General features: G+C 39.2%; 25 protein-coding genes. 19 read left to right on the top strand and 6 right to left on the bottom strand.

From position 1 onward, the window contains the following. Positions 1–236: 236 nt before the first annotated feature. Positions 237–803: an elongation factor P gene (efp, locus tag HMPREF2644_RS04855; RefSeq protein WP_005544066.1), complete on the bottom strand. Its 567-nt coding sequence runs from the start codon at positions 801–803 to the stop codon at positions 237–239. Between the two features lie 37 nt (positions 804–840). Between efp and epmB the strand changes: the two genes are divergently transcribed. The 10 genes from epmB (at position 841) to HMPREF2644_RS04805 (ending at position 10,485) form a co-directional block, all read left to right on the top strand. After that, on the top strand, positions 841–1,857 hold the full coding sequence (gene epmB, locus HMPREF2644_RS04850) for an EF-P beta-lysylation protein EpmB (protein ID WP_005691796.1): 1,017 nt from the start codon (positions 841–843) through the stop codon (positions 1,855–1,857). A 98-nt stretch (positions 1,858–1,955) separates the two neighbouring features. Further along, complete coding sequence (oapA, locus tag HMPREF2644_RS04845; RefSeq protein WP_011271989.1) at positions 1,956–3,251, top strand: opacity-associated protein OapA; 1,296 nt, start codon at positions 1,956–1,958, stop codon at positions 3,249–3,251. Positions 3,252–3,309: 58 nt separating this feature from the next. Continuing rightward, entirely contained in the window at positions 3,310–3,714 is a 405-nt protein-coding gene (locus HMPREF2644_RS04840; protein ID WP_005688971.1) for an MliC family protein, read from the top strand. Between the two features lie 2 nt (positions 3,715–3,716). After that, positions 3,717–4,427, top strand: coding sequence for a DNA repair protein RecO (recO, locus tag HMPREF2644_RS04835; protein WP_011271990.1), 711 nt, complete (start codon positions 3,717–3,719; stop codon positions 4,425–4,427). Beyond that, the gene (gene rlmD / locus HMPREF2644_RS04830; protein WP_011271991.1) at positions 4,427–5,743 is read left to right on the top strand and encodes a 23S rRNA (uracil(1939)-C(5))-methyltransferase RlmD; all 1,317 of its coding nucleotides are present in this window, start codon (positions 4,427–4,429) and stop codon (positions 5,741–5,743) included. The genes recO and rlmD overlap by 1 nt, the downstream gene beginning before the upstream one ends. Before the next feature lie 77 nt (positions 5,744–5,820). Beyond that, positions 5,821–8,052 (top strand): GTP diphosphokinase, encoded by a 2,232-nt coding sequence (gene relA, locus HMPREF2644_RS04825; RefSeq protein WP_011271992.1) that lies wholly within the window; start codon positions 5,821–5,823, stop codon positions 8,050–8,052. 14 nt (positions 8,053–8,066) lie between these two features. Next, entirely contained in the window at positions 8,067–8,423 is a 357-nt protein-coding gene (locus HMPREF2644_RS04820) for a diacylglycerol kinase (RefSeq protein WP_005632174.1), read from the top strand. Between the two features lie 82 nt (positions 8,424–8,505). Further along, the gene (gene mog / locus HMPREF2644_RS04815; protein ID WP_005635167.1) at positions 8,506–9,099 is read left to right on the top strand and encodes a molybdopterin adenylyltransferase; all 594 of its coding nucleotides are present in this window, start codon (positions 8,506–8,508) and stop codon (positions 9,097–9,099) included. Position 9,100: 1 nt separating this feature from the next. Continuing rightward, positions 9,101–9,439, top strand: a complete 339-nt coding sequence (gene glnB, locus HMPREF2644_RS04810; RefSeq protein ID WP_005649085.1) for a nitrogen regulatory protein P-II — start codon at positions 9,101–9,103, stop codon at positions 9,437–9,439. Then, positions 9,439–10,485: an AI-2E family transporter gene (locus tag HMPREF2644_RS04805; protein ID WP_005649088.1), complete on the top strand. Its 1,047-nt coding sequence runs from the start codon at positions 9,439–9,441 to the stop codon at positions 10,483–10,485. Before glnB ends, HMPREF2644_RS04805 begins: the two co-directional genes overlap by 1 nt. A 41-nt stretch (positions 10,486–10,526) precedes the next feature. Here HMPREF2644_RS04805 and priA read toward each other — a convergent pair whose 3' ends face one another. After that, entirely contained in the window at positions 10,527–12,719 is a 2,193-nt protein-coding gene (gene priA, locus HMPREF2644_RS04800) for a primosomal protein N' (protein ID WP_005666647.1), read from the bottom strand. Positions 12,720–12,803: 84 nt separating this feature from the next. Here priA and trmB point away from each other — a divergent pair, with 84 nt between their 5' ends. The 9 genes from trmB to HMPREF2644_RS04755 all read left to right on the top strand — a co-directional run bounded on the left by trmB (position 12,804) and on the right by HMPREF2644_RS04755 (position 20,325). Next, positions 12,804–13,544 (top strand): tRNA (guanosine(46)-N7)-methyltransferase TrmB, encoded by a 741-nt coding sequence (gene trmB / locus HMPREF2644_RS04795; protein ID WP_005666644.1) that lies wholly within the window; start codon positions 12,804–12,806, stop codon positions 13,542–13,544. Between the two features lie 84 nt (positions 13,545–13,628). After that, on the top strand, positions 13,629–13,973 hold the full coding sequence (locus HMPREF2644_RS04790; protein WP_005632159.1) for a YggL family protein: 345 nt from the start codon (positions 13,629–13,631) through the stop codon (positions 13,971–13,973). Positions 13,974–14,178: 205 nt separating this feature from the next. Further along, positions 14,179–14,709: a ferredoxin-type protein NapF gene (napF, locus tag HMPREF2644_RS04785; protein ID WP_005666641.1), complete on the top strand. Its 531-nt coding sequence runs from the start codon at positions 14,179–14,181 to the stop codon at positions 14,707–14,709. Next, on the top strand, positions 14,702–14,983 hold the full coding sequence (locus tag HMPREF2644_RS04780; protein ID WP_005656333.1) for a chaperone NapD: 282 nt from the start codon (positions 14,702–14,704) through the stop codon (positions 14,981–14,983). The genes napF and HMPREF2644_RS04780 overlap by 8 nt, the downstream gene beginning before the upstream one ends. A 36-nt stretch (positions 14,984–15,019) precedes the next feature. Continuing rightward, complete coding sequence (napA, locus tag HMPREF2644_RS04775; protein ID WP_041174733.1) at positions 15,020–17,503, top strand: nitrate reductase catalytic subunit NapA; 2,484 nt, start codon at positions 15,020–15,022, stop codon at positions 17,501–17,503. A gap of 53 nt (positions 17,504–17,556) precedes the next feature. Beyond that, positions 17,557–18,396 carry a ferredoxin-type protein NapG gene (gene napG, locus HMPREF2644_RS04770; protein ID WP_005666637.1) on the top strand — a complete coding sequence of 280 codons (840 nt, stop codon included), beginning with the start codon at positions 17,557–17,559 and terminating at the stop codon, positions 18,394–18,396. Continuing rightward, the gene (gene napH, locus HMPREF2644_RS04765) at positions 18,396–19,259 is read left to right on the top strand and encodes a quinol dehydrogenase ferredoxin subunit NapH (RefSeq protein ID WP_011271996.1); all 864 of its coding nucleotides are present in this window, start codon (positions 18,396–18,398) and stop codon (positions 19,257–19,259) included. The genes napG and napH overlap by 1 nt, the downstream gene beginning before the upstream one ends. A 5-nt stretch (positions 19,260–19,264) precedes the next feature. After that, complete coding sequence (locus tag HMPREF2644_RS04760; protein ID WP_005649106.1) at positions 19,265–19,708, top strand: nitrate reductase cytochrome c-type subunit; 444 nt, start codon at positions 19,265–19,267, stop codon at positions 19,706–19,708. 14 nt (positions 19,709–19,722) lie between these two features. Beyond that, positions 19,723–20,325 carry a cytochrome c3 family protein gene (locus HMPREF2644_RS04755; RefSeq protein ID WP_005649107.1) on the top strand — a complete coding sequence of 201 codons (603 nt, stop codon included), beginning with the start codon at positions 19,723–19,725 and terminating at the stop codon, positions 20,323–20,325. Positions 20,326–20,484: 159 nt separating this feature from the next. On the opposite strand, the gene adk is transcribed toward HMPREF2644_RS04755, so the two are convergent. The 4 genes from adk to HMPREF2644_RS04735 all read right to left on the bottom strand — a co-directional run. Further along, on the bottom strand, positions 20,485–21,129 hold the full coding sequence (gene adk, locus HMPREF2644_RS04750; protein WP_005649108.1) for an adenylate kinase: 645 nt from the start codon (positions 21,127–21,129) through the stop codon (positions 20,485–20,487). Between the two features lie 84 nt (positions 21,130–21,213). Continuing rightward, positions 21,214–22,452, bottom strand: coding sequence for an MFS transporter (locus HMPREF2644_RS04745; RefSeq protein ID WP_012054968.1), 1,239 nt, complete (start codon positions 22,450–22,452; stop codon positions 21,214–21,216). A 180-nt stretch (positions 22,453–22,632) separates the two neighbouring features. Then, entirely contained in the window at positions 22,633–23,649 is a 1,017-nt protein-coding gene (galE, locus tag HMPREF2644_RS04740) for a UDP-glucose 4-epimerase GalE (RefSeq protein ID WP_005688951.1), read from the bottom strand. Between the two features lie 172 nt (positions 23,650–23,821). Further along, positions 23,822–24,136: alpha 2-3-sialyltransferase (locus tag HMPREF2644_RS04735; RefSeq protein WP_257286017.1), on the bottom strand; the 315-nt coding region annotated here is incomplete at its 5' end.

The raw sequence follows: 24,136 nt of genomic DNA, 5'->3' as shown, positions 1-24,136 counted from the left end.
GCCTTCAACCACTCGACCATTCCTCCGTGATTTAACGAGCGTGAATAATACGTTCTCTAATAAAAACCGTCAAGTAGAAATAATCTCATTTTTATCAAGTGATTATTTTTACCACAGCTTATAAAAAATGCCTTTCCTATTTATGAACGGAAAGGCATTTTTGTTGAATGAATTTCAGTGCTTTTTATTACTACAATATATCGCAGAAATTAACCGCACTTTTGTCATCTAAACAATTATTTTACGCGAGAGACGTATTCGCCAGAGCGGGTATCAACTCTGATAACTTCGCCGATTTGGACGAAAAGCGGCACTTTTACAACTGCGCCTGTGCTTAATGTTGCAGGTTTACCGCCAGTGCCTGCGGTATCGCCTTTAAGACCTGGGTCTGTATCGACGATTTCTAATTCAACAAAGTTTGGTGGCGTAACAGTAATTGGTGCGCCATTCCATAAAGTCACGATACAATCTGCTTGGTCTAATAACCATTTTTCTGCATCGCCTACGGCTTTTGCATCTGCAGAGTACTGTTCAAATGTTTCTGGGTGCATAAAGTACCAGAATGCATCGTCTTTGTATGAATAAGTTAAGTTAAGATCCATAACATCAGCTGCTTCAACCGAAGTGCCAGATTTAAAGTTTACGTCTAATACTTTGCCTGAAATTAATTTACGAATACGAGTACGAGTGAATGCCTGACCTTTGCCTGGTTTTACAAATTCATTTTCAACGATGACACAAGGCTCGCCGTCTTGCATAAATTTTAGACCTGGTTTGAAATCACTGGTAGTATATGTAGCCATATTTGAAATATCCTAAAAATGAGAGATGGTTTGAAAAGTGCGTATTTTACCCCAAGAACCCGTCATTAGAGAAGAACAAAATTGGCTCACAATTCTAAAAAATGCCATTTCAGATCCTAAATTATTACTAAAAGCCTTAAATTTACCAGAAGATGATTTTGAGCAATCCATTGCTGCGCGGAAACTTTTTTCGCTCCGCGTGCCACAACCTTTCATTGATAAAATAGAAAAAGGTAATCCGCAAGATCCCCTTTTCTTGCAAGTGATGTGTTCTGATTTAGAGTTTGTGCAAGCGGAGGGATTTAGTACGGATCCCTTAGAAGAAAAAAATGCCAATGCGGTGCCAAATATTCTTCATAAATATAGAAATCGCTTGCTCTTTATGGCAAAAGGCGGTTGTGCGGTGAATTGTCGTTATTGCTTTCGCCGACATTTTCCTTACGATGAAAACCCAGGAAATAAAAAAAGCTGGCAACTGGCGTTAGATTACATTGCGGCACATTCTGAAATAGAAGAAGTGATTTTTTCAGGTGGCGATCCTTTAATGGCGAAAGATCACGAATTAGCGTGGTTAATAAAACATTTGGAAAATATACCGCACTTACAACGTTTGCGTATTCACACCCGTTTGCCTGTTGTGATTCCGCAACGGATTACTGATGAATTTTGCACTTTATTAGCAGAAACTCGTTTGCAAACAGTTATGGTGACACACATTAATCACCCGAATGAAATTGATCAAATTTTTGCTCATGCGATGCAAAAATTAAACGCCGTGAATGTCACGCTTTTGAATCAATCTGTTTTGCTAAAAGGCGTGAATGATGATGCGCAAATTCTAAAAATATTGAGCGATAAACTTTTTCAAACAGGCATTTTGCCTTATTACTTGCATTTGCTGGATAAAGTTCAAGGGGCGAGCCATTTTTTGATTAGCGATATTGAAGCTATGCAAATCTATAAAACCTTGCAATCTCTGACTTCTGGCTATCTTGTTCCTAAACTTGCACGAGAAATTGCGGGCGAGCCAAATAAGACTTTATACGCAGAATAAGATCCGATAAAATACACATAATTTTTTCGCCGCACTTTTGAGCTTCTCAATTTTGTGGCTAATTAATATAAATAAGAACAAGCATCAGAGGCAATCCAGTGAATTCTATGGATAAAAATCAACAATCATCTCAAAATGAATTGGATTTAGGGCTTAATCAAGAGCCAATTACACCAAAGAAAACAATTCAGCCAAGTTCGTCAATTTTAGGTAAAGCAAAAGGGTTATTTGCCAAAAAAAATCACGTGCAAACTAACTTTCAGCAACGTAAAGAACCTACTTTTGGCGATTCATCAACGCAAGAAAATGATCCTTTAATTCCGAGTGAAAATTTGAAAAAAGTGCAAAAGCCTGTTCTTCAAACTTCTTCCACAGAAGAAAATATTTCTGCGGTTGATGAAGAAATCAGTGCTGAAAATAACGCGGATGAACCCGTCGAAAAGGCTGAAAAACCTATTTTAGCTCAACCAGAAAAATGGAAAATATTACAAGTATTGCCAGCAAAACATCGCCGTTTATTTATGGCTATTTTTGTGTTGGTTATTTTATTGATTATTTTCTTCGCATTAAAACCAAGTTCTGACACCGTTGAGTCTTTTACTCAATCTAACAGCAATGAAGTTCCTGTGCAGTTCCAATCGTTAGATCAAAGTCAGCCACTGGAAACCACGATTTTAGATAATCCTCCTGCACAAAATCAAATGGCTGTAGAACAAGCTAACCAATCTGAATTTGCACCAAAAGCAGAGGAAGCGGCGAATAATACGACGGCTCAAAACCCATTAGTAGAAAATGCGCCAATGCAACAAAATGTTGTTCAATCTCCAAGTCAAATGCCAAATGAAATGGCTGCGGCATCTGTTATGCCTATGCAACCAGCTCAAGCGGAACAGCCAAAAGCAACTGTGCCAGTTCAGCCGATGAAAAAAGCGGTAGAGCCACAAGTTGCGCATAAAGATACTGTGAAAAAAGAAGTGAAAGTGGCGGAGAATGCACAGGCTCCATCAAAAGCAACGGAACAAAACGTCGCTAAAACAGCAGGAAACGCACCGATTGTTGAAGCCAAACCTGTTCAAGTAAAAAAAGAAAAGAAAGTTCAAATCGTTGATGCAAAACCTGTGAGTAAATCTGCAGCCTCTCGTCTTTCTGCGAAAACATTAACTGTGCCGAAAGGTGTTTCGCTGATGCAAGTCTTCCGTGATAATCAACTTAATATTTCCGATGTAAACGCAATGAGCAAAGCAGCAGGGGCGGGCAATGTTTTAAGTAGCTTTAAATCTGGCGATAAAGTAACGGTATCTGTGAATAATCAAGGGCGAGTAAATGAAATGCGTTTATCCAATGGTGCGCGTTTTGTGCGTCAGTCTGATGGTTCTTATCAATATAAAAAATAATTTTTTGGGCGAGTAATCGCCTTTTTTCTTTTTAAGTTATTTTCTCAAGGTAGGATTTATGTTGAAAAAAACATCTCTTATTTTTACCGCACTTTTACTGGCTGGCTGTGCGCAAAATGCGAATGTGACAACACCTCAAACGCAAAAAATGCAAGTAGAAAAAGTGGATAAAGCCTTACAAAAAGGCGAAGCTGACCGATATTTATGTCAAGATGATAAAGTTGTTCGTGTTGTACACGCCACGCATAAAAAATACAAAAAAAATTTGCATTATGTTACCGTCACTTTTCAAGGCGTATCAGAAAAACTAACCTTAATGATTTCTGAACGTGGTAAAAATTACGCCAATATTCGTTGGATGTGGCAAGAGCGTGATGATTTTAGTACGCTAAAAACGAATCTCGGCGAAATTTTAGCAACGCAATGTGTCTCACAAACAAGTGAACGCTTATCTGGACAATAATCGTGCAAAGCGAACTTCAACGTGGTTTTGTTTTGCATCGTCGCCCTTATAGTGAAACGAGCTTATTGGTAGATTTATTCACTGAAGAAAGTGGGCGTTTAACCGTGATTGCAAAAGGGGCGCGTGCAAAGCGTTCATCTTGGAAATCGGTTTTGCAACCTTTCACACCTTTATTGTTGCGTTGGACGGGAAAAAGCACATTGAAAACCCTCACTAAAGCTGAACCTGCCGCAATTACACTGCCTTTACAACAAATTGCCCTTTATAGTGGATTTTATGTAAATGAATTACTCACTCGTGTTATTGAGTCTGAAACTCCAAATCCTGCGCTTTTTCAACATTATTTAAAATGCTTAACTGGCTTGGCAACGGAAACTAACGTTGAGCCAACGTTGCGTCTTTTTGAATTTCAACTTTTACAAATGCTCGGTTACGGCGTGGATTTTCTGCATTGTGCGGGGTCTGGCGAGCCAGTGGATTTCTCAATGACATACCGTTATCGTGAGGAAAAAGGTTTCGTTGCGTCTTTAGTGAAAGATAATCTCACGTTTTACGGCAGAGATTTGTTAGCCTTTGAAGCCCTCGATTTTTCCGATGATGCGGTACGTCAAGCAGCAAAACGCTTCACTCGTATTGCGCTGAAACCTTATCTTGGCGATAAACCGCTAAAAAGCCGAGAGTTATTCACTCAAAATATTTTACTTTTAAAATAATGGTTCTTCTTTATACCCCAAAGCAAAAAACAAACAATGTTCAAACCATTACGGCTGATATTCTTGATTTAGATTATCAAGGTTTAGGCGTGGCGAAAATTAATGGTAAAACTTGGTTTATTGAAAATGCGCTTCCGCACGAAAAAGTGGAATGTCGTATTTTGGAAGATAAACGCCAATATGGGCATGCTACGGCAAAAAAATGGCGAGTAAAAAGTTCTGAACGTTTAGAACCTAAATGTGCTCATTTTATGCGTTGTGGTGGTTGCCAAGGACAGCATATTCCTATTGAAATGCAGAGGAAAGCGAAACAATCCGCATTGTTTAAGCGGTTAAGTAAATTACAGTCAGAACCGATTTCATTTCAACCTATGATTTGTGGCGATGCTTGGGCGTATCGTCGTCGTGTGCGTTTGAGTTTATGGTTTAATCCAAACACAAAACAAATCGACATGGGCTTTCGTCAGAAAAATACCAACGATTTAATACCCGTTCAATCTTGCGAAGTAGCAGAACCTGCAATTAATTATTTACTGCCTAAATTAACCGCACTTTTAGAAAAATTTTCCACACCGAAACAGCTTGGGCATATTGAATTGGTGGCTGCCGATAATGGCGTCGCAATGTTGTTACGTTACACGAAAAACCTTGCGGAAATTGACCGCACTTTATTGCTCAAATTTGCTGAACAAGAAAAATTAATGCTGTTTTTACAAAGCGACAAAGGCATTGAACAAATCTATGGCGATGCGCCTTATTATCAATTTTCTGATGGCATAAAATTACATTTTGATATTCGTGATTTTATTCAAGTAAATAGTGCATTAAATGAACGTATGATCAATACAGCGTTGGATTGGCTTGAATTGAGCCAACAAGATTGCGTGTTAGATTTATTTTGCGGCATGGGAAATTTTACGCTTCCTCTTGCCAAACGCGTGAAAAGTGCGGTAGGAATTGAAGGCGTTTTTGAAATGGTACAAAAAGCGGCGCAAAATGCCGCAAGAAACCAAATCAAAAATATTGAATTTTTCCAAGCCGATCTTGACCAATCCTTTGTTGAACAACCTTGGGCTAATCAGTCGTTCAATAAAATTTTGCTTGATCCTCCACGCAGTGGCGCAGCTTTCGCGTTAAATGCTTTGTGCGAGCTGAAAGCAGAGAAAATTTTATATGTGTCTTGTAATCCTGCAACATTAGTGCGTGATGCGGAAATTTTATGTGATTTTGGCTACAAGATTGAAAAAAGTGCGGTGATAGATATGTTCCCTCATACGGGGCATTTGGAATCGATAACCTTATTCACTACAAAATAACTCGGTTATTCGGTACAATATCCACCCAAAATAAAAGCGACAGGAAGTTGCTTGCTCTTCATCAACAAGGGGGTATTATGGTTGCTGTTCGTGGTTCTCATTTGTTAAATCCGCAGAATTTTGTGATTGAACAATGGTGCACTGGCTTAAAACTAGCAGAACAAACAGAAAAAAGTTTGATCGATGCGTGGTATTACGCACGTGATTTAATGAATGCCTATCCCGATGAAATGAAGAATGCGACCTTAATGCTGCAGTCTGGCGTGGAAATGGTAGAAATTTTGCACGAACTTAATATGGATGCGGAAACATTGCTTACTGCCATGTTGTTTCCTATTGTTGCAAATAAATTAACAGACTGGGAAAGTCTAAAAGAAAAATTTGGTGCGAAAATTACTAAATTACTTAAAGGCGTGTTGGAGATGGATAATATTCGCCAACTTAATGCCAGTCATTCCGCTAACGCTCTGCAAGTGGATAATGTTCGCCGTATGTTGTTGGCAATGGTGGACGATTTCCGCTGCGTGATCATCAAACTTGCCGAACGTATTACTTTCTTGCGTGATGCAGAGTATCGTTGTGCAGAGGAAGACAAAGTCCTTGCCGTCAAAGAATGTTCTTATATTTATGCCCCTCTTGCCAATCGTCTTGGAATTGGTCAGCTGAAATGGGAGTTAGAAGATTACTGCTTCCGTTATCTTCATCCTGAACAATATCGCGCTATTGCTAAATTATTGCAGGAACGTCGTCTTGATCGTGAACATTACATTGCTGATTTCGTCAGTGAGTTGAGCAGTTATTTACGTGAAAATATCAAGCAAGTGGAAGTCTATGGCCGTCCGAAACATATTTACAGCATTTGGCGCAAAATGCAGAAAAAGAATCTTGAGTTCAGCGGTTTATATGATGTAAGAGCGGTCAGAATTATCGTGCAAAAATTGCAAGATTGTTACACCGCACTTGGGATTGTGCATACTCAATTTAAACACTTACCCAAAGAATTTGACGATTATGTCGCGAACCCGAAACCGAACGGTTATCAATCTATTCATACTGTTGTTTTAGGTAAAGGTGGCAAGCCAATTGAAGTACAAATTCGAACCCAACAAATGCATGATGATGCAGAGTTAGGTATGGCGGCACACTGGAAATATAAAGAAGGCAATACAGGCAGTATGTCTGCCTATGAAGAAAAAATTGCGTGGTTGCGTAAATTGTTAGCTTGGCAAGATGATATTACGGATTCAGGCGAAGTGCTGGCAGAGTTGCGTAGCCAAGTGTTTGATGACCGTGTATATGTGTTTACGCCAAAGGGCGAAGTGGTGGATTTGCCAACGGGATCTACACCATTAGATTTTGCTTACGCCATTCATAGTGAAATTGGTCATCGCTGTATCGGGGCAAAAGTTGCGGGGCGTATTGTGCCATTTACCTATCAGCTACAAATGGGTGATCAAATTGATATTATTACCCAGAAAAATCCGAACCCGAGCCGTGACTGGCTAAACCCAAATTTAGGATTTACTCACACCGCAAAATCTCGAGCCAAAATTCAAGCGTGGTTTAAAAAACAAGATCGCGATAAAAATATTCCAGCGGGTAAAGAATTACTCGATAATGAACTCGCGCTTTTGAATTTAAGTATTAAGCAAGTGGAACCTTATGCGTTACCACGCTATAACTTGAAAAATTTGGACGATCTTTATGCGGGCATTGGCAGTGGTGATATTCGTTTAAATAACTTAATCAATTTCTTGCAAAGTAAATTGATTAAAGTGACTGCTGAAGAAGCAGATCAAGAGATTTTACGTCATGTTGCTAACAAAAGTGCGGTCAATTCTCAGCAGAAATCTGAAAAGAACAATGGCTATGTGATTGTGGAGGGTGTGGACAATCTTATGCATCATATTGCGCGTTGCTGCCAGCCGATACCAGGCGATGCGATTGTTGGCTATATTACAATGGGACGTGGTATTTCTATTCACCGAGCGGATTGTGAACAATTCTTAGATTTGCAAGCGGCTCATCCAGAACGCGTAGTGGAATCAATTTGGGGCGAAAATTACGCAAGTGGTTTCCATATTAATATCCGTATTGTGGCAGGCGATCGCAATGGCTTATTGCGTGATATTACGACGGTTCTAGCAAATGAAAAAATTAGCGTATTAGGGGTCTCAAGCCGTGCTGATACCAAAAAACAGCTTGCTACTATTGATATGGAAATTGAACTTCATAATGTTGAAAGTTTGAGTAAAATATTGGCTCGATTAGCAAAATTAGATGATGTTATCGAAGCGAAGCGTTTATAAAAATAGGAAAATTTATGTATAAAACGACGGGGCTAACCCATTTAATCAATTCCACGAAATATTCATTACAAGGCTTAAAAAGTGCGTTTAAAAATGAAACGGCTTTTCGCCACGAATGTTTTTTAGCCTGCATTTTAATTCCTCTTACTTTCTTTTTAGGCGAAACAAAAATTGAAATTATATTGATGATTTCTTCTGTTTTGCTTGTGATGGCGTTAGAACTTTTAAACAGTGCGGTAGAGGCAGTTGTTGATCGCATTGGTACAGAACGCCACGAACTTTCAGGACGTGCGAAAGATCAAGGCTCTGCATCGGTATTTATTGCCCTTTGTATTGTCGGTATCGTTTGGGGCGGAATTTTATTCTTCTAACCCTCCAAAAGTGCGGTAAGTTTTTACCGCATTTTTGATTTATCCAATCACGTCAAAATTATTTATAAAAATAAGGAAAAATATGACCGCACTTTTAAAAATTGGTCTGGTGTCTGTTTCTGATCGCGCATCAGCAGGCGTATATCAAGATCAAGGTATCCCAGAATTACAGGCTTGGTTAGAACAAGCGTTAGTAGATCCTTTCCATTTGGAAACAAGATTAATCCCTGATGAACAACCGATTATTGAACAAACCTTAAAAGAGCTGGTGGATGAACAAGGTTGCCATTTAGTGCTGACAACTGGTGGAACTGGGCCAGCAAAACGCGATGTAACGCCTGATGCAACCCTTGCGGTAGCAGATCGAGAAATGCCAGGTTTTGGCGAACAAATGCGTCAAGTGAGTTTGCATTTTGTGCCTACCGCAATTTTATCCCGCCAAGTGGGTGTAATTCGTAAGGAAAGCTTGATTTTAAATCTTCCTGGTCAGCCTAAAGCGATTAAAGAAACCTTGGAAGGCGTGAAAGATAAAGAGGGAAATGTGCTTGTAAAAGGCATTTTTAGCGCAGTGCCTTATTGTTTGCAACTGATTAACGGCTTATATATTGATACCAAGCCTGAAATCATCGAAAGTTTCCGTCCTAAATCCGCAAGACGCGAAAATCTGGAGAAATAGCATGAAAAAAATCGAAGCAATGATTAAACCCTTTAAATTAGACGATGTGCGAGAAAGTCTTTCAGATATTGGTATTTCAGGTATGACAATCACGGAAGTACGCGGATTTGGTCGCCAAAAAGGTCATACAGAACTTTATCGTGGTGCGGAATATATGGTGGATTTTCTGCCGAAAGTGAAATTGGAAGTAGTGGTTCCTGATGAACTTGTGGATCAATGTATTGAAGCGATTGTTGAAACGGCACAAACAGGCAAAATCGGTGACGGCAAAATTTTTGTTTATCACGTTGAGCGAGCGATCCGCATTCGCACGGGCGAAGAAAACGAGGATGCGATTTAGTGCAAAATAATTTAAATTTACACCGCACTTTGCTTGGCATTGCTGCGGTGATTATTATCTTAGCTGGCGTAAAATTGGCGGCAGAAATCGTGGTGCCATTCTTGCTATCACTCTTTATCGCGATAATTTGTTCGCCGATAATTAAGGCGATGACCCAACGCCGCGTCCCGCATTGGTTAGCCATTACTTTGCTTTTTGTCTTGATTTCTTTGGTATTTTTCTTCTTAGTCGGGTTGATTAACAGCACGGCAAGAGAATTTACCCAATCTATTCCACAATATAAAGTTTTGCTTTCACAACGTGTGAGTGATTTAACTGGATTGTTGCAACGTTTCAATCTGCCTTTCACGCTTTCGCGTGAAACCATCCAAGAAAATTTTGACCCAAGCATCATTATGAATTTTGTAAGCCGAGTATTGCTGAATTTCTCTGGTGTAGTGAGTAATGTGTTTGTTTTAGTGTTGGTTGTGATTTTTATGCTTGCCGAAGCACCAACGATGAAACATAAATTTGCAATGGTAATTAGTTCAACCCCTCATGATGCAGCCAAAGAAGAACGCCATATTGATCGCGTTTTGCAAGGCGTAATTGGTTATCTTGGCATCAAAAGCATCACGAGTTTACTGACTGGCGTCGGAGTGTTTATTTTGTTGGAAGCCTGTGGGGTTCAATATGCCATTTTGTGGGCAACCTTGAGTTTCTTGCTGAATTATATTCCCAATATAGGTTCTATCATCGCGGCTATTCCGATTATTGTGCAAGCCTTATTACTGAATGGTTTTGGCATTGGCTTTGGCGTAGCAATCGGTGTTATTGCGATTAATATGGTTGTCGGTAACATTATTGAACCTAAAATGATGGGGCAACGATTAGGGCTTTCAACCTTAGTGGTGTTCCTTTCATTATTGTTTTGGGGATGGCTGCTTGGAACAGTGGGAATGCTACTGTCTGTTCCTTTGACGATGGCATTAAAAATTGCCTTGGAGTCCAGTCCCAATACAGCGAAATATGCCTGTCTATTAGGAGATGTCGAAGATTTCAAATAGATTTTAGAGATAAAAGTGCGGTGAATTTTCACCGCATTTTTTTATGATAAGTCTTGCGGATCGACGTCCAAAATTAACCGCACTAGGCTGTTTTTTTCAAGTTCGGCTTGTTGATATTCTCTTAATGCTTTTTGCAACGTCATTCTTGACGGATGTTGCAATAATAACTGCCAGCGATATTGCCCCGCTTTTTTGCTGAACGGTGCAGGCATTGGGCCAAGCATTTGTAATCCCGTAATTTGCTTCGATTGAAAAAAATCTGCAATTTGGCTTAAGCAATTTTCTGCAAGATCAGAATGTCGAGCCTGTGCTTTGAATAACGCCTGAAAAGTAAAAGGCGGCAATCCCATTGAATGGCGTAATTGTAAGGTTTCTTTTGCAAAAGCTTGGTAGCCATTTGCCAATAAAGTGGTAAGCAAAGGATGATCAGGATAATGTGTTTGTAGCACAACTTCACCTTGTTTATCGGCACGTCCTGCACGTCCAGCAACTTGAATATAAAGTTGAGCTAAACGTTCTTCTGCACGAAAATCCAGTGAAAATAATGCACTATCTACATTCACTAAGGCAACGAGAGTAACATTCGGAAAATGATGTCCTTTCGCGAGCATTTGTGTGCCAATCAAAATTTGGCTTTTGCCTTGTTGAATATCTTCTAAATAACCTTCCAATTTTCCTTTACGTGCCGTGCTATCGCGGTCGATTCGCGCTACAGAATAATGAGGAAATAGCGTTTTCAAGGTTTCTTCTAATTGTTCTGTGCCTAGACCAGTAGTAACTAAATGGGTAGAACCGCAATCGCCACATTGGCGAGGAATAGTTTTTTGTGCGCCACAATGATGACAACGCAATACATTTTGATGCTGATGATAGGTATAAGGTTTTTCACAATGAGGGCATTGTGCGATCCAACCACATTCATGGCAAAGCAATACGGGTGCAAAGCCACGACGATTTAAGAAAAGCAACACTTGATTGCCTTTTTCGAGATGGGCTTTCATTCGTTCCAACAAGGGTTTTGATAACCCGTTTTGTATATTTTGATTTTTCAAATCAATAACGAAATGACGAAGTGCGGTAGAATTTCCCGCTCTTTTTGATAAAACTAAATGTTGGTATTTGCCGTTTTGTACATTATTAATACTTTCTAAACTTGGCGTGGCGGAGCCCATTAATACCGCAATATTTAGTTTTTGAGCCAGCACAATCGCCAAGTCTCGCGCATGGTAACGCCAACTGTCTTGTTGTTTGTAAGACGAATCGTGTTCCTCGTCCAAAATAATTGCACCAAGATTAGAAAATTGCGTGAACAATGCCGATCTCGTGCCAATCACAATGGCACTTTGTCCAGAGCGGGCGCGATCCCATACATAAAGCCGTTGCGTATCGGTTAAATTAGAATGCAGTACATCAATTTCTACATTAAAACGTGCTTTAAAACGTTGCACCGTTTGAGGTGTTAGCCCGATTTCGGGTACAAGCACTAATACTTGCTTACCCGATTTTAAAATTTCTTCAATATACTGCAGATAAATTTCTGTTTTACCTGAACCAGTCACGCCATCGAGCAGCCATACATTGAAACCAGAATGGAAGAGCAGTTGGCTGAAGGCTAAGGCTTGCTGCTTATTTAAGGTTAAACGATTTTCAGCATTGACTATTGGGTTATTGCCTAATCTTTGTTGCCAGCTTAGGGGATTTGTTTGGATAGTAATTTCTTCAATAAACCCTTTGGCTTTTAAGGCAGACCAAATGGCAGAGGAAAAATTATTATTGCCTTTTTCAAGATCAGTTTCAGATAAGCATTGTAGGGCTTCAGCTTGCTTTTTCGAGCGTTTTAATTCGCCTTGTTCAAGGGCATTTTTCCCCGCATCCGTAATTCGCCAAAAAGTGCGGTCATTTTTTACCGCACTTTCGCCGTTACGCAATTTCACAGGCAAGGCTTGAAATAACACATCGCCTAATCCCGCTTGATAATAATTTGCTGCCCAGTGAAGCCAATCCCAATAAATGGGCGTAAAAAGTGGGGCTAAATCCAATGGTTGAAGAATAGCCTTGAGTTTATCCTCTGGCACGTCCGATTTTGTCGGAAAATCAGCCACAATGGCGACACGTTTTTGAGTGCCAAAAGGCACAAGAACACGCATACCGATTTGTAATGAAACATCATCGGGGACGAAATAATCAAATAAGCGAGGAAGCGGCACAGCCAGTGCCACTCGGACAATTTTCATAATCAACCTTGGGAAAAAATTTGCCCTATTATACGAGAAAAATTGGTATAATCGCCGCCAATTTTTTTCACGAACAAGATTTTTATGACACAAACTTTTGCCGATCAAAAACGTAAAACCGTTGAAACCGCAGAATTTACCGAAGATGGCCGCTATAAGCGCAAAGTCCGTAGTTTTGTTCTCCGCACAGGTCGTTTGAGCGAATTTCAAAGAAATATGATGAATGATAACTGGGGAACACTTGGTTTAGATTATCAAACGGAACCTTTTGATTTTGCTAAGATTTATGGCAATGATAATCCAGTTGTATTAGAAATTGGCTTTGGAATGGGAAAATCGCTTGTGGATATGGCTTTTGCTAATCCTGACAAAAATTACCTTGGCATTGAAGTTCATACTCCTGGCGTTGGTGCTTGTATTGCTTATGCAGTGGAAAAAGGCGTAACGAATTTACGCGTGATTTGCCACGATGCAACGGAAATTTTACGAGACAGTATTGCTGATGGTGCGCTTGGCGGTTTGCAGTTATTTTTCCCCGATCCTTGGCATAAAGCAAAACATCATAAACGTCGTATTGTTCAACCGCACTTTGTGACACAAGTTATACAAAAATTAGGTAAAAATGGTTTTATCCATATGGCGACAGACTGGGAAAATTATGCAGAGCAAATGCTAGAAGTATTAAGCGCAAACACCGATTTAGTGAACACCTCGAAAAATGGCGATTATATTCCAAGACCAGATTTTAGACCTTTAACTAAATTTGAAGCCAGAGGTTACAAACTTGGACATGGTGTTTGGGATTTATATTTTGTGAAGAAATAAGCGGATTTTAACTAAACCCAATACCTAATTTATGAATTTAATATAAAATACACGTTTGAATATAACCTTAATAGGAGAAATAAAATGTCTAAATCTTACAATCAACGCCAACGCAAAAAACTTCATCTTGCGGAATTTCAAGAACTGGGTTTTCTTGTAAATTTCCAATTTGCAGAAGGCACTGCGATTGAAACTGTAGATGAAATCGTTGATCGTTTTATTAACGAAGTGATCCAACCAAATGGTCTAGCTTATGAAGGTAGCGGGTATTTACATTGGGAAGGTTTAGTTTGCCTAGAAAAAATTGGCAAATGCGATGAAAGCCACCGTGAAACTGTGAAAAAATGGTTAGAAACAAATGGTTTGCAACAAATTGAAGTAAGCGAATTATTTGATATTTGGTGGGAATATCCAGCAAAAGCTGAATAATCTAAATTGAAAGCAGCATAACAAAAATTGCTATGCTGTTTTGTTTTAATCCCTTGCAAAATTCATTAAACCTTAAATTTTTTGATCTATAACAAATAAAGTTCAAATAATTGACAAACTACCTATTTTGGGTTGTTCTCATTCATTCATCGTAAACACATAATCCTTCATCTACAGAAGCATTCAGAAATATTTTAAAGACATTATGACCGTTGAAAATTTACCTCGCAGACAATTTTTACGCGGTAAATTTTCAACATTGAGCTGTTTAGAAAATAATCAAAAACAGAATTTTGTGGGTATTAGACCGCCTTGGTCTGTGGAAAATTCTATTTTTGTAGCACAATGTACGCGCTGTGGCGACTGTCTTTCTGTCTGTGAAACCAATATTTTGGTAAAGGACGATGCTGGTTTTCCTGAAGTGCGCTTTGATAATGGCGAATGTACTTTTTGTGGGAAATGTGTAGATGCCTGTAAACAGCCTATTTTTTATCCTCGTGACCAGTTACCTTGGTCACATAAAATCGACATTGGCGTAGCTTGTTTAACATTGCACCGTATTGAATGCCGAACTTGCCAAGATAATTGTCCAGCTAATGCGATTCGTTTCAAATTACAAATGGGTGGCGTAGCACAACCTTTAGTTAATTTCGATGCTTGTAATGGCTGTGGGGCTTGTGTACAAGGCTGCCCTGTGAATGCAATAACAATGAACGATCTAAAACAAAATGAATAATACAAATTTAATATTAGAAAATGCGAGGGATTGGCACGTTGTTGGATTGATCGTGCAAGGTAATCCAAAAAAATTATCAGCAATTCAAACCGCACTTTTAGCGATTGAGCATACTGAAATTCCGACTTTTGATGAAAAACTTGGAAAATTTGTGGTGGTAATGCAATCGAACGATCAGCATCTCTTGCTTGAAAAAATGGAAAGTGTGAAAGATATCGACGGTGTGATTAATGTATCGTTGGTGTATCACGAGCAAGATGAACAAAATAAATAATTTTAAAATCAAACGTTTAACGTGGGGGAAAACGCGATGAATTTAAGTCGTCGAGACTTTATGAAAGCCAATGCGGCTATGGCAGCCGCAACGGCAGCGGGGCTAACCATCCCAGTCAAAAATGTGGTTGCGGCTGAATCCGAAATTAAATGGGATAAAGCAGTATGTCGTTTCTGTGGTACTGGTTGTGCAGTATTAGTTGGTACTAAAGATGGACGTGTTGTGGCATCTCAAGGCGATCCTGATGCAGAAGTAAACCGTGGTTTAAACTGTATTAAAGGTTACTTCTTGCCAAAAATTATGTACGGTAAAGACCGTTTAACGCAGCCGCTTTTACGTATGACAAACGGAAAATTTGATAAGAACGGCGATTTTGCGCCAGTTTCTTGGGATTTTGCGTTCAAAACAATGGCTGAAAAATTCAAAGAAGCGTTCAAAAAGAACGGTCAAAATGCAGTAGGTATGTTTAGTTCTGGTCAGTCTACCATTTGGGAAGGCTATGCGAAGAACAAACTTTGGAAAGCAGGTTTTCGTTCTAACAACGTAGACCCGAATGCGCGTCACTGTATGGCATCTGCAGCGGTTGCATTTATGCGTACTTTTGGTATGGATGAACCAATGGGTTGTTATGATGATATTGAACAGGCAGATGCTTTTGTTCTTTGGGGCTCAAATATGGCGGAAATGCACCCAATTTTGTGGTCGCGTATTACTGATCGCCGTATTTCTAATCCTGATGTTCGTGTTACTGTGCTTTCTACTTACGAACATCGTAGTTTTGAACTTGCCGATCACGGTTTGATATTTACACCGCAAACTGATTTGGCAATTATGAACTACATCATCAATTATCTTATTCAAAATAATGCGATTAATTGGGATTTTGTTAATAAACATACCAAATTTAAACGCGGAGAAACGAATATTGGCTATGGTTTACGTCCAGAGCATCCATTAGAAAAAGACACGAATCGTGCAACAGCTGGGAAAATGCACGATTCTTCTTTTGAAGAATTAAAGCAACTTGTATCAGAATATACAGTGGAAAAAGTATCGAAAATGTCTGGGTTAGATAAAGTCCAGTTAGAAACTTTAGCGAAACTTTATGCTGATCCAACGAAGAAAGTGGTTTCCTACTGGACAATGGGCTTTAACCAACATACACGTGGTGTGTGGGTAAACCAATTAATCTACAATATTCATTTACTTACTGGAAAAATTTCAATCCCAGGTTGTGGGCCATTTTCATTAACTGGTCAGCCTTCTGCTTGTGGTACGGCGCGTGAAGTAGGTTCATTCCCTCATCGTTTACCTGCCGACTTAGTGGTAACTAATCCTAAACACCGTGAAACAGCGGAACGTATTTGGAAATTACCAAAGGGGACGGTTTCTGAAAAAGTGGGGTTACACACAATTGCACAAGACCGTGCAATGAATGATGGCGAAATGAATGTGTTATGGCAAATGTGTAACAATAATATGCAAGCAGGACCAAACATTAATCAAGAGCGTTTGCCAGGCTGGCGTAAAGAAGGCAACTTCGTGATTGTTTCAGATCCTTACCCAACTGTATCCGCACTTTCTGCTGACTTAATTCTTCCAACGGCAATGTGGGTGGAAAAAGAAGGGGCTTACGGCAATGCAGAACGTCGTACCCAATTCTGGCGTCAGCAAGTCAAAGCACCGGGCGAAGCAAAATCAGACTTATGGCAATTAATGGAGTTCGCAAAATACTTCACGACGGATGAAATGTGGACAGAAGACTTACTTACACAAATGCCTGAATATAGAGGTAAAACTTTATATGAAGTGCTTTTCAAAAATGGTCAAGTAGATAAATTCCCATTGAGCGAACTTGCTGAAGGCCAATTAAACGATGAATCAGAATATTTTGGTTACTACGTTCACAAAGGTTTATTTGAAGAATACGCTGAATTTGGTCGCGGTCACGGTCACGATTTAGCTCCATTTGATATGTATCATAAAGCGCATGGTTTACGTTGGCCAGTTGTGGAGGGTAAAGAAACCTTATGGCGTTACCGTGAAGGCTATGATCCGTATGTTAAAGAAGGGGAAGGCGTGGCTTTCTACGGTTATCCTGATAAGAAAGCGATTATTCTTGCGGTGCCTTATGAACCACCAGCTGAGTCACCCGATAATGAATACGATTTATGGTTATCAACAGGTCGTGTTCTTGAACATTGGCATACGGGGACAATGACACGCCGTGTACCAGAATTGCATCGAGCATTTCCAAATAATTTAGTATGGATGCACCCATTAGATGCACAAGCTCGTGGTTTACGTCATGGCGATAAAATTAAGATTTCATCTCGTCGAGGCGAAATGATTTCTTATTTAGATACTCGCGGACGTAATAAACCACCTCGTGGCTTAGTATTTACCACTTTCTTTGATGCAGGTCAGCTTGCAAATAGCTTAACACTAGATGCGACAGACCCAATTTCAAAAGAAACCGACTTCAAAAAATGTGCGGTAAAAGTGGAAAAGGCTGCGTAAAAACCATGTAAAAATCAACCGCACTTTATTTCTCCCATCAATAAAAGAGGAAGATGAAAGTGCGGTTAAAATCTAAAAAGAAAATGAAGAAACCCGCCCTTAATCCTGAACGTAGAAAATTTCTTAAAGAAGCAACCCGTACTGCGGGTGGTTTAGCTGGCGTTGGGATTTTGTTGGGATTGCAGCAAAATCAAAGTCTTGCGCGCGAAGGTGTGCCATTACGCCCTCCATTTGCTTTGCAAGATGCGAAAGCGTTTTCTGCCGCTTGTATTCGTTGCGGACAATGTGTTCAAGCCTGTCCTTATGACATGCTGCATTTAGCCTCTTTATTATCGCCAGTAGAAGCGGGAACGCCGTATTTTATTGCGCGTGATAAACCTTGTGAAATGTGTCCTGATATTCCTTGTGCAAAAGCCTGTCCTAGTGGTGCATTAGATCGTCAAGCAACAGATATTAATGAATCGCGTATGGGGCTGTCAGTACTGTTAGATCACGAAACTTGCTTAAATTATCAAGGATTACGTTGTGATGTTTGTTATCGAGTTTGTCCATTAATCGATAAAGCGATTACATTGGAAACACAACATAATCCACGTTCTGATAAGCATGCCTTATTTATTCCAACAGTACATTCTGATGCCTGCACGGGATGTGGAAAATGTGAGCAAGCTTGTGTGTTAGAAGAAGCAGCGATTAAGATTTTACCAATGGATCTGGCAAAAGGTATGTTAGGTAAACATTATCGTTTAGGTTGGGAAGAAAAAGCGAAAGCTGGCCATTCTCTTGCACCTAAAGATATGATTTCATTGCCAACTCGAACACCAGAAGGGACAACTGTAATTCCTGAACCAGCAGAACCCGTGCTCGCACCAATTTTAGGGGGCGGAAAATAATGGCAAATGCACCAAAATTTGCAGGGAAAGAGGCTCGAGAAAAATGGGGCTGGTGGTATGCAAACCGCTTTTTGTTTTGGCGTCGATTAAGCCAACTTAGCATTCTTGCGATGTTTTTGAGTGGCCCTTATTTTGGCGTGTGGATTTTAAAAGGTAATTATAGTGGTAGTTTATTACTCGATACTATTCCACTAAGTGATCCTCTAATTACCGCTGAAAGCTTGGCTGCAAGACATTTACCAGATGCTCTCACTTTAATTGGTGCTGCAATTATTGTGTTATTTTACGCAGTACTTGGTAGTAAAGTGTTTTGTGGTTGGGTATGCCCACTAAATGTTGTGACTGACTGTGCAGCGTGGCTTCGCCGTAAGTTAGGCATTCGCCAAACAGCAAAAATTTCGCGCGGTTTACGTTATGGTATTCTTGTGCTTATTTTACTAGGCAGTAGTGTCAGCGGAATGTTGCTTTGGGAGTGGGTTAATCCAGTGGCTGCTCTTGGTCGCGCCTTTGTATTTGGTTTTGGTGCAACAGGCTGGTTATTACTTGTTATTTTTCTTTTTGATTTATTGATTGCTGAACACGGCTGGTGTGGACATCTTTGCCCAATTGGTGCTGCTTATGGTGTGATTGGTGCAAAAAGTTTAATCCGTATTAAAGTGATTGATCGTGCTAAATGCGATAATTGTATGGATTGTTACAATGTTTGTCCCGAAGCCCAAGTGTTACGTTCGCCTTTACACGGAAAAAAAGACGAAAGCCTACTAGTGCTTTCCAAAGATTGCATCAGCTGCGGACGTTGTATTGACGTTTGCGCTGAAAAAGTTTTTAAATTTTCGACCAGATTCGATCATTCAGGGGAGTGATTAATATGACTAAACAGGTATCTAAAATTTTAGCGGGATTATTTACCGCACTTTTTGCTGGCTCACTGATGGCATCTGATGCACCAGCAGTGGGAAAAGATTTAACTCAAGCGGCAGAAAATATTCCACCCGCATTTCATAATGCACCGCGTCAAGGCGAATTACCCGCATTGAACTATGTAAATCAGCCTCCAATGGTTCCACATAGTGTGGCAAACTATCAAGTGACAAAAAATGTAAATCAATGTTTAAATTGCCACAGCCCAGAAAATTCTCGTTTGAGCGGTGCAACTCGAATCAGCCCAACTCACTTTATGGATCGTGATGGAAAAGTAGGTTCAAGTTCATCGCCACGTCGTTATTTCTGTTTACAATGTCACGTTTCTCAAGCAAACGTAGATCCTATTGTTCCAAATGATTTCAAACCGATGAAAGGTTACGGAAACTAATTTAAGAGGTCTATATGTCTGAGAAAAAACCAAATATCTTAAAGCGTTTCTGGCAATGGTTTAGAAAACCAAGCCGTATGGCGATAGGTACAATTATTATCTTATCGGCTATTGGCGGTATTCTTTCTTGGGTTGGTTTTAACTATGGTTTAGAAAAAACCAACACTGAACAGTTCTGTGCAAGCTGCCATATGCAAGATGCTTATCCAGAATATTTACATAGCGTGCATTATCAAACTCGTACTGGTGTGGGGGCAAGTTGTCCAGATTGTCACGTACCACACGAATTTGGTGCAAAAATGAAACGTAAAATTATTGCAGCTAAAGAAGTATATGCGCACTATACTGGAAAAGTGGATACCTTAGAAAAATTCAATGCGCATCGTTTAGAAATGGCTCAAAATGAATGGGCGCGTATGAAAGCTAACGATTCTAAAGAATGTCGTAATTGCCATAATGTAGATCGTATGAACTTCAATGATCAACGTTCTGTGGCGGCACGTATGCACCAAAAAATGAAAACTGAAGGTAAAACTTGTATCGACTGTCACAAAGGTATTGCACACCAATTACCTGATATGAGTGGCGTTGAGTCAGGCTTCAAAGACGAGAAGTGATTTTCTAAAAATAGGCTGAAAAAATACCGCACTTTTTTCAGCCTATTATAAATTTGGGTAGTTTATAAAAAAATCTGCACTTTAATTCGCTGATTTATTCAGCCTTTAAGGTGCAGATTAATTATATTTTCTAAAGTGCGGTTAATTTTTAGATTATTTTTAGCCTAAGATTTTATCTAACTCTTGGCTAACTTCTTCTACTTTTTGTGTACCGTCTAAACGGAAATATTGAGTATTCCCCGCTTTCGCTTCTGCTTGGTAATAATCAATTAATGGGCTAGTTTGTTTATGATATACGGCTAAACGATCTAATACAGTTTCTGGTTTATCGTCTGCACGAATAATTAAATCTTCGCCTGTTACATCATCTTTACCTTCCACTTTTGGTGGATTATAAACGATGTGGTAAGAACGGCCAGACGCTTGGTGTACGCGACGGCCACTCATACGTTCAACAATCACTTCGTCTGGCACATCAAATTCTAAAACAAAGTCAATTTTAACACCTGAATCTTTCAGTGCATCCGCTTGTGGAATAGTACGAGGGAAACCATCTAACAAGAAACCATTTGTGCAGTCAGCTTGAGCAATACGATCTTTTACAAGGGCAACGGTTAATTCATCTGGCACTAATTTACCTTCATCCATTAATGCTTTAGCTTGTTTGCCAAGTTCAGTCCCCGCTTTGATTGCAGCACGGAACATATCACCAGTTGAAATTTGCGGGATACCAAATTTGTTCATAATAAATTGTGCTTGAGTGCCTTTACCTGCACCCGGTGCACCTAAAAGAATAATTTTCATAAAAAATCTCCATTAATACAAAACGTGATTAAGATACTGATAAAGCATAGTGCGGTCAAATTTTTTATAATTTTTACCGCACTTTTATACTGAGCTGGTCTTATTATTTTCTTGCTTCAAAGGTGCTACCCAAAATAAACAAAGCATGCCGGGAATCGCTAAAAATAAACAAAACCAAAAATACTGATAATACCCCACTGCTCCCACAACATAACCAGAAAGTATACCTAAAACTTTACTTGGCAAAGCTGAAAGGCTTGTAAAAAGTGCAAGCTGTGTTGCAGTATAAAGAGGATTACTCTCACGTGCCATAAAAGCCACAAAAGCTGCGGTACCAAGTCCAACGCCGATATATTCTGCGGCAATCACAACACCTAGTTTCCATAACTCGGCAGATGTAATAACATCAAAATGACCGAAAGCAGACAACCAAATAAACCCACCAATTGTTACCATTTGTACAAGCCCAAATAGCCACAATGCACGGTTAATACCCAGTTTTAGCATTATCATACCACCAGCAAGCCCAGATAAAATGCTTGACCAAAGTGCGTTACTTTTTACAACAATAGCAATATCCTCTTTGCTAAATCCCATGTCATAAATAAATTTGGTTTGTAACGTTGTGGCAAAAGAATCCCCGAACTTATACAAAAACAAAAATAGTAAAAAACCGATAGCCTGAATGACGCCCTTACGCTGGAAAAATTCTTGTAATGGAATCCAAAATGCTTGATAGAACGGCTGATTAGTTTGCTGCACGTTGATTTTCGGCTCTTTTGCTAAAAATAATGTCATGAAGATGCCTGCTAACATACAAAGTGCGGTCCATAAAAAGACGGTTTCCCAAGGATAAATCGCCGCCAAATATAGCGATAATCCCCCTGGAATTAATCCCGCAATTCGATAAGCATTAATATGAATAGTGTTTCCTAAACCTAATTCATGATCACTCAAAATTTCACGACGATACGCATCCAACACGATATCTTGTGTAGCTGAAAAAAAGGCGATAAGCAACGCAATATTTGCTACTGTACCCAGTTGTGTGAGCGGATCAAACAGGCTAATGATGTAAAGTAAAATCAATAATGCCACTTGTGAAAGCAACATCCAGCTACGACGACGCCCTAAAAAACTCGGGAAATAACGATCTAATAATGGTGCCCACAAAAATTTCAATCCATAAGGCAACATCACACCCGTTACTGCACCAATAAGCTCAATTGAAAGATGTTTATCTGTCAGCCAAACAGGCAACATTTGCGACAATACAAATAATGGCAAACCAGAATTAAAACCTGTGAAGGCGCAAATTAACATCTTGCGCGTAAAAATTTGAGAAGAAAGGGAATTTGACATAAAGTGCGGTTAATTTTAGTTGTATTTTAGAAATTTCGCCTTTCAATTAAAGGATTTTTGTAAAAATTAGGGGATTTTTAATCATTCCCCTAATGTTTAGCATTCTTCTTCCTAAAAAAGAAAAACAAATATTAGAGAATATTAATCTCTATACCCTTTTGGATTATTTTTCTGCCAGTTCCACGTGTCTTGCATCATTTTTTCAAGACCACGTTCTGCCACCCAACCAAGCTCTTTTGCAGCTAAACTAGGATCAGAATAGCAAGTAGCAATATCGCCAGCGCGGCGTTCTACAAGTTTATATGCAATTGTAATATTGTTGGCTTTTTCAAAGGCTTTTACCATATCTAATACGGAATAACCATGGCCCGTACCAAGGTTATAAATATGTAAGCCAGCGTCATTTTCATGACGTTGAAGCGCTTTTAAATGCCCCACAGCTAAATCCACTACATGAATATAATCACGCACACCTGTTCCATCATGAGTGTCGTAATCACTACCAAATACAGAAAGTTGTGCTAATTTACCGATAGCAACTTGGCTAATATAAGGTAATAAATTATTTGGAATACCATTTGGATCTTCACCAATCAAGCCACTTTCATGCGCCCCAACTGGATTAAAATAACGCAAGATAGTCATGCTAAATTTTGGTTCCGCTTTTGCTGTATCGCATAAAATCTGCTCAACCATATATTTAGATGTACCATAAGGATTGGTTGTACCGCCGACCTCACAATCCTCTGTAATTGGAATAATTTTTGGATCGCCGTAAACCGTTGCAGATGAGCTAAATACAAAGTTCCAAACACCCGCTTTTTTCATTTCTTGAATTAATACAAGGGTGCCAGCGACATTGTTCATGTAATATTCTGTCGGCTTTTGAACACTTTCCCCTACGGCTTTTAACCCTGCAAAGTGAATAACCGAGTTAATCTCATTTTCTGCAAAAATTTTTTGTAACAAAGCACGATCTAAAATATCGCCTTCATAAAACTTTGCTTCTTTGCCTGTAATTTGTTTTACACGCTCAAGGGATTTTGGCGATGAATTGCAAAGATTATCTAATACCACCACCTCTTTGCCAGCATTTAATAATTCTACAACTGTGTGAGAACCGATATAACCGGCGCCACCTGTCACTAAAATGGCCATAATGATTTCCTTGTTAATTATTGAGACTAAAAAATTATATCACTATTTTGTGTGGTAAGAATGGTGATTTTCAATAAAATAAAAAACCTGTTGCTAAAAAGTATTGTTGTAGCGAGTGAGATAACCTCTCATATTTAGGGCTATGTCCATTAGTTGTGTGATATAAGGTTATCTAATCCCATTTTCTTGATTTTAAGGCGTGTTTTATATCATTAGGTAAACGTAATATATCCCAGAACAACCGAAAAATCAGATTTTGGTAAATTCTTGGTTTGGAATATATACCAATTTTTTTATATACAAACTTCGGCGGAATTAAAATATCTTGTGTGTAATTTTTCTTTTCTTCGGGAATAAAAGTAAATGGGTTATTCAGTGGTGATAAAGGAAAATAATTACATAGAGGACTTTCTGGCGAAATGCAATAAATATTTACTCCATAATGTTTTTGTAAAAAATAAAGTGCATTTAAATCATATTCCATAGA

The organism is Haemophilus sp. HMSC071C11, from assembly GCF_001837655.1.
Taxonomy (GTDB): Bacteria; Pseudomonadota; Gammaproteobacteria; order Enterobacterales; family Pasteurellaceae; genus Haemophilus; species Haemophilus influenzae.
This window is presented reverse-complemented; position numbering and strand designations above follow the sequence as displayed.

Excerpts from the sequence above, each read along its gene's own strand:
- HMPREF2644_RS04760 (WP_005649106.1), top strand. The coding sequence starts at position 19,265 with ATGACTAAACAGGTATCTAAAATTTTAGCGGGATTATTTACCGCACTT.
- rlmD (WP_011271991.1), top strand. The coding sequence starts at position 4,427 with ATGGTTCTTCTTTATACCCCAAAGCAAAAAACAAACAATGTTCAAACC.
- HMPREF2644_RS04755 (WP_005649107.1), top strand. The coding sequence starts at position 19,723 with ATGTCTGAGAAAAAACCAAATATCTTAAAGCGTTTCTGGCAATGGTTT.
- HMPREF2644_RS04840 (WP_005688971.1), top strand. The coding sequence starts at position 3,310 with ATGTTGAAAAAAACATCTCTTATTTTTACCGCACTTTTACTGGCTGGC.
- glnB (WP_005649085.1), top strand. The coding sequence starts at position 9,101 with ATGAAAAAAATCGAAGCAATGATTAAACCCTTTAAATTAGACGATGTG.
- priA (WP_005666647.1), bottom strand. The coding sequence starts at position 12,719 with ATGAAAATTGTCCGAGTGGCACTGGCTGTGCCGCTTCCTCGCTTATTT.
- adk (WP_005649108.1), bottom strand. The coding sequence starts at position 21,129 with ATGAAAATTATTCTTTTAGGTGCACCGGGTGCAGGTAAAGGCACTCAA.
- mog (WP_005635167.1), top strand. The coding sequence starts at position 8,506 with ATGACCGCACTTTTAAAAATTGGTCTGGTGTCTGTTTCTGATCGCGCA.
- relA (WP_011271992.1), top strand. The coding sequence starts at position 5,821 with ATGGTTGCTGTTCGTGGTTCTCATTTGTTAAATCCGCAGAATTTTGTG.
- HMPREF2644_RS04790 (WP_005632159.1), top strand. The coding sequence starts at position 13,629 with ATGTCTAAATCTTACAATCAACGCCAACGCAAAAAACTTCATCTTGCG.
- efp (WP_005544066.1), bottom strand. The coding sequence starts at position 803 with ATGGCTACATATACTACCAGTGATTTCAAACCAGGTCTAAAATTTATG.
- galE (WP_005688951.1), bottom strand. The coding sequence starts at position 23,649 with ATGGCCATTTTAGTGACAGGTGGCGCCGGTTATATCGGTTCTCACACA.
- napH (WP_011271996.1), top strand. The coding sequence starts at position 18,396 with ATGGCAAATGCACCAAAATTTGCAGGGAAAGAGGCTCGAGAAAAATGG.
- napF (WP_005666641.1), top strand. The coding sequence starts at position 14,179 with ATGACCGTTGAAAATTTACCTCGCAGACAATTTTTACGCGGTAAATTT.
- HMPREF2644_RS04820 (WP_005632174.1), top strand. The coding sequence starts at position 8,067 with ATGTATAAAACGACGGGGCTAACCCATTTAATCAATTCCACGAAATAT.
- napA (WP_041174733.1), top strand. The coding sequence starts at position 15,020 with ATGAATTTAAGTCGTCGAGACTTTATGAAAGCCAATGCGGCTATGGCA.
- trmB (WP_005666644.1), top strand. The coding sequence starts at position 12,804 with ATGACACAAACTTTTGCCGATCAAAAACGTAAAACCGTTGAAACCGCA.
- HMPREF2644_RS04780 (WP_005656333.1), top strand. The coding sequence starts at position 14,702 with ATGAATAATACAAATTTAATATTAGAAAATGCGAGGGATTGGCACGTT.
- HMPREF2644_RS04745 (WP_012054968.1), bottom strand. The coding sequence starts at position 22,452 with ATGTTAATTTGCGCCTTCACAGGTTTTAATTCTGGTTTGCCATTATTT.
- napG (WP_005666637.1), top strand. The coding sequence starts at position 17,557 with ATGAAAGTGCGGTTAAAATCTAAAAAGAAAATGAAGAAACCCGCCCTT.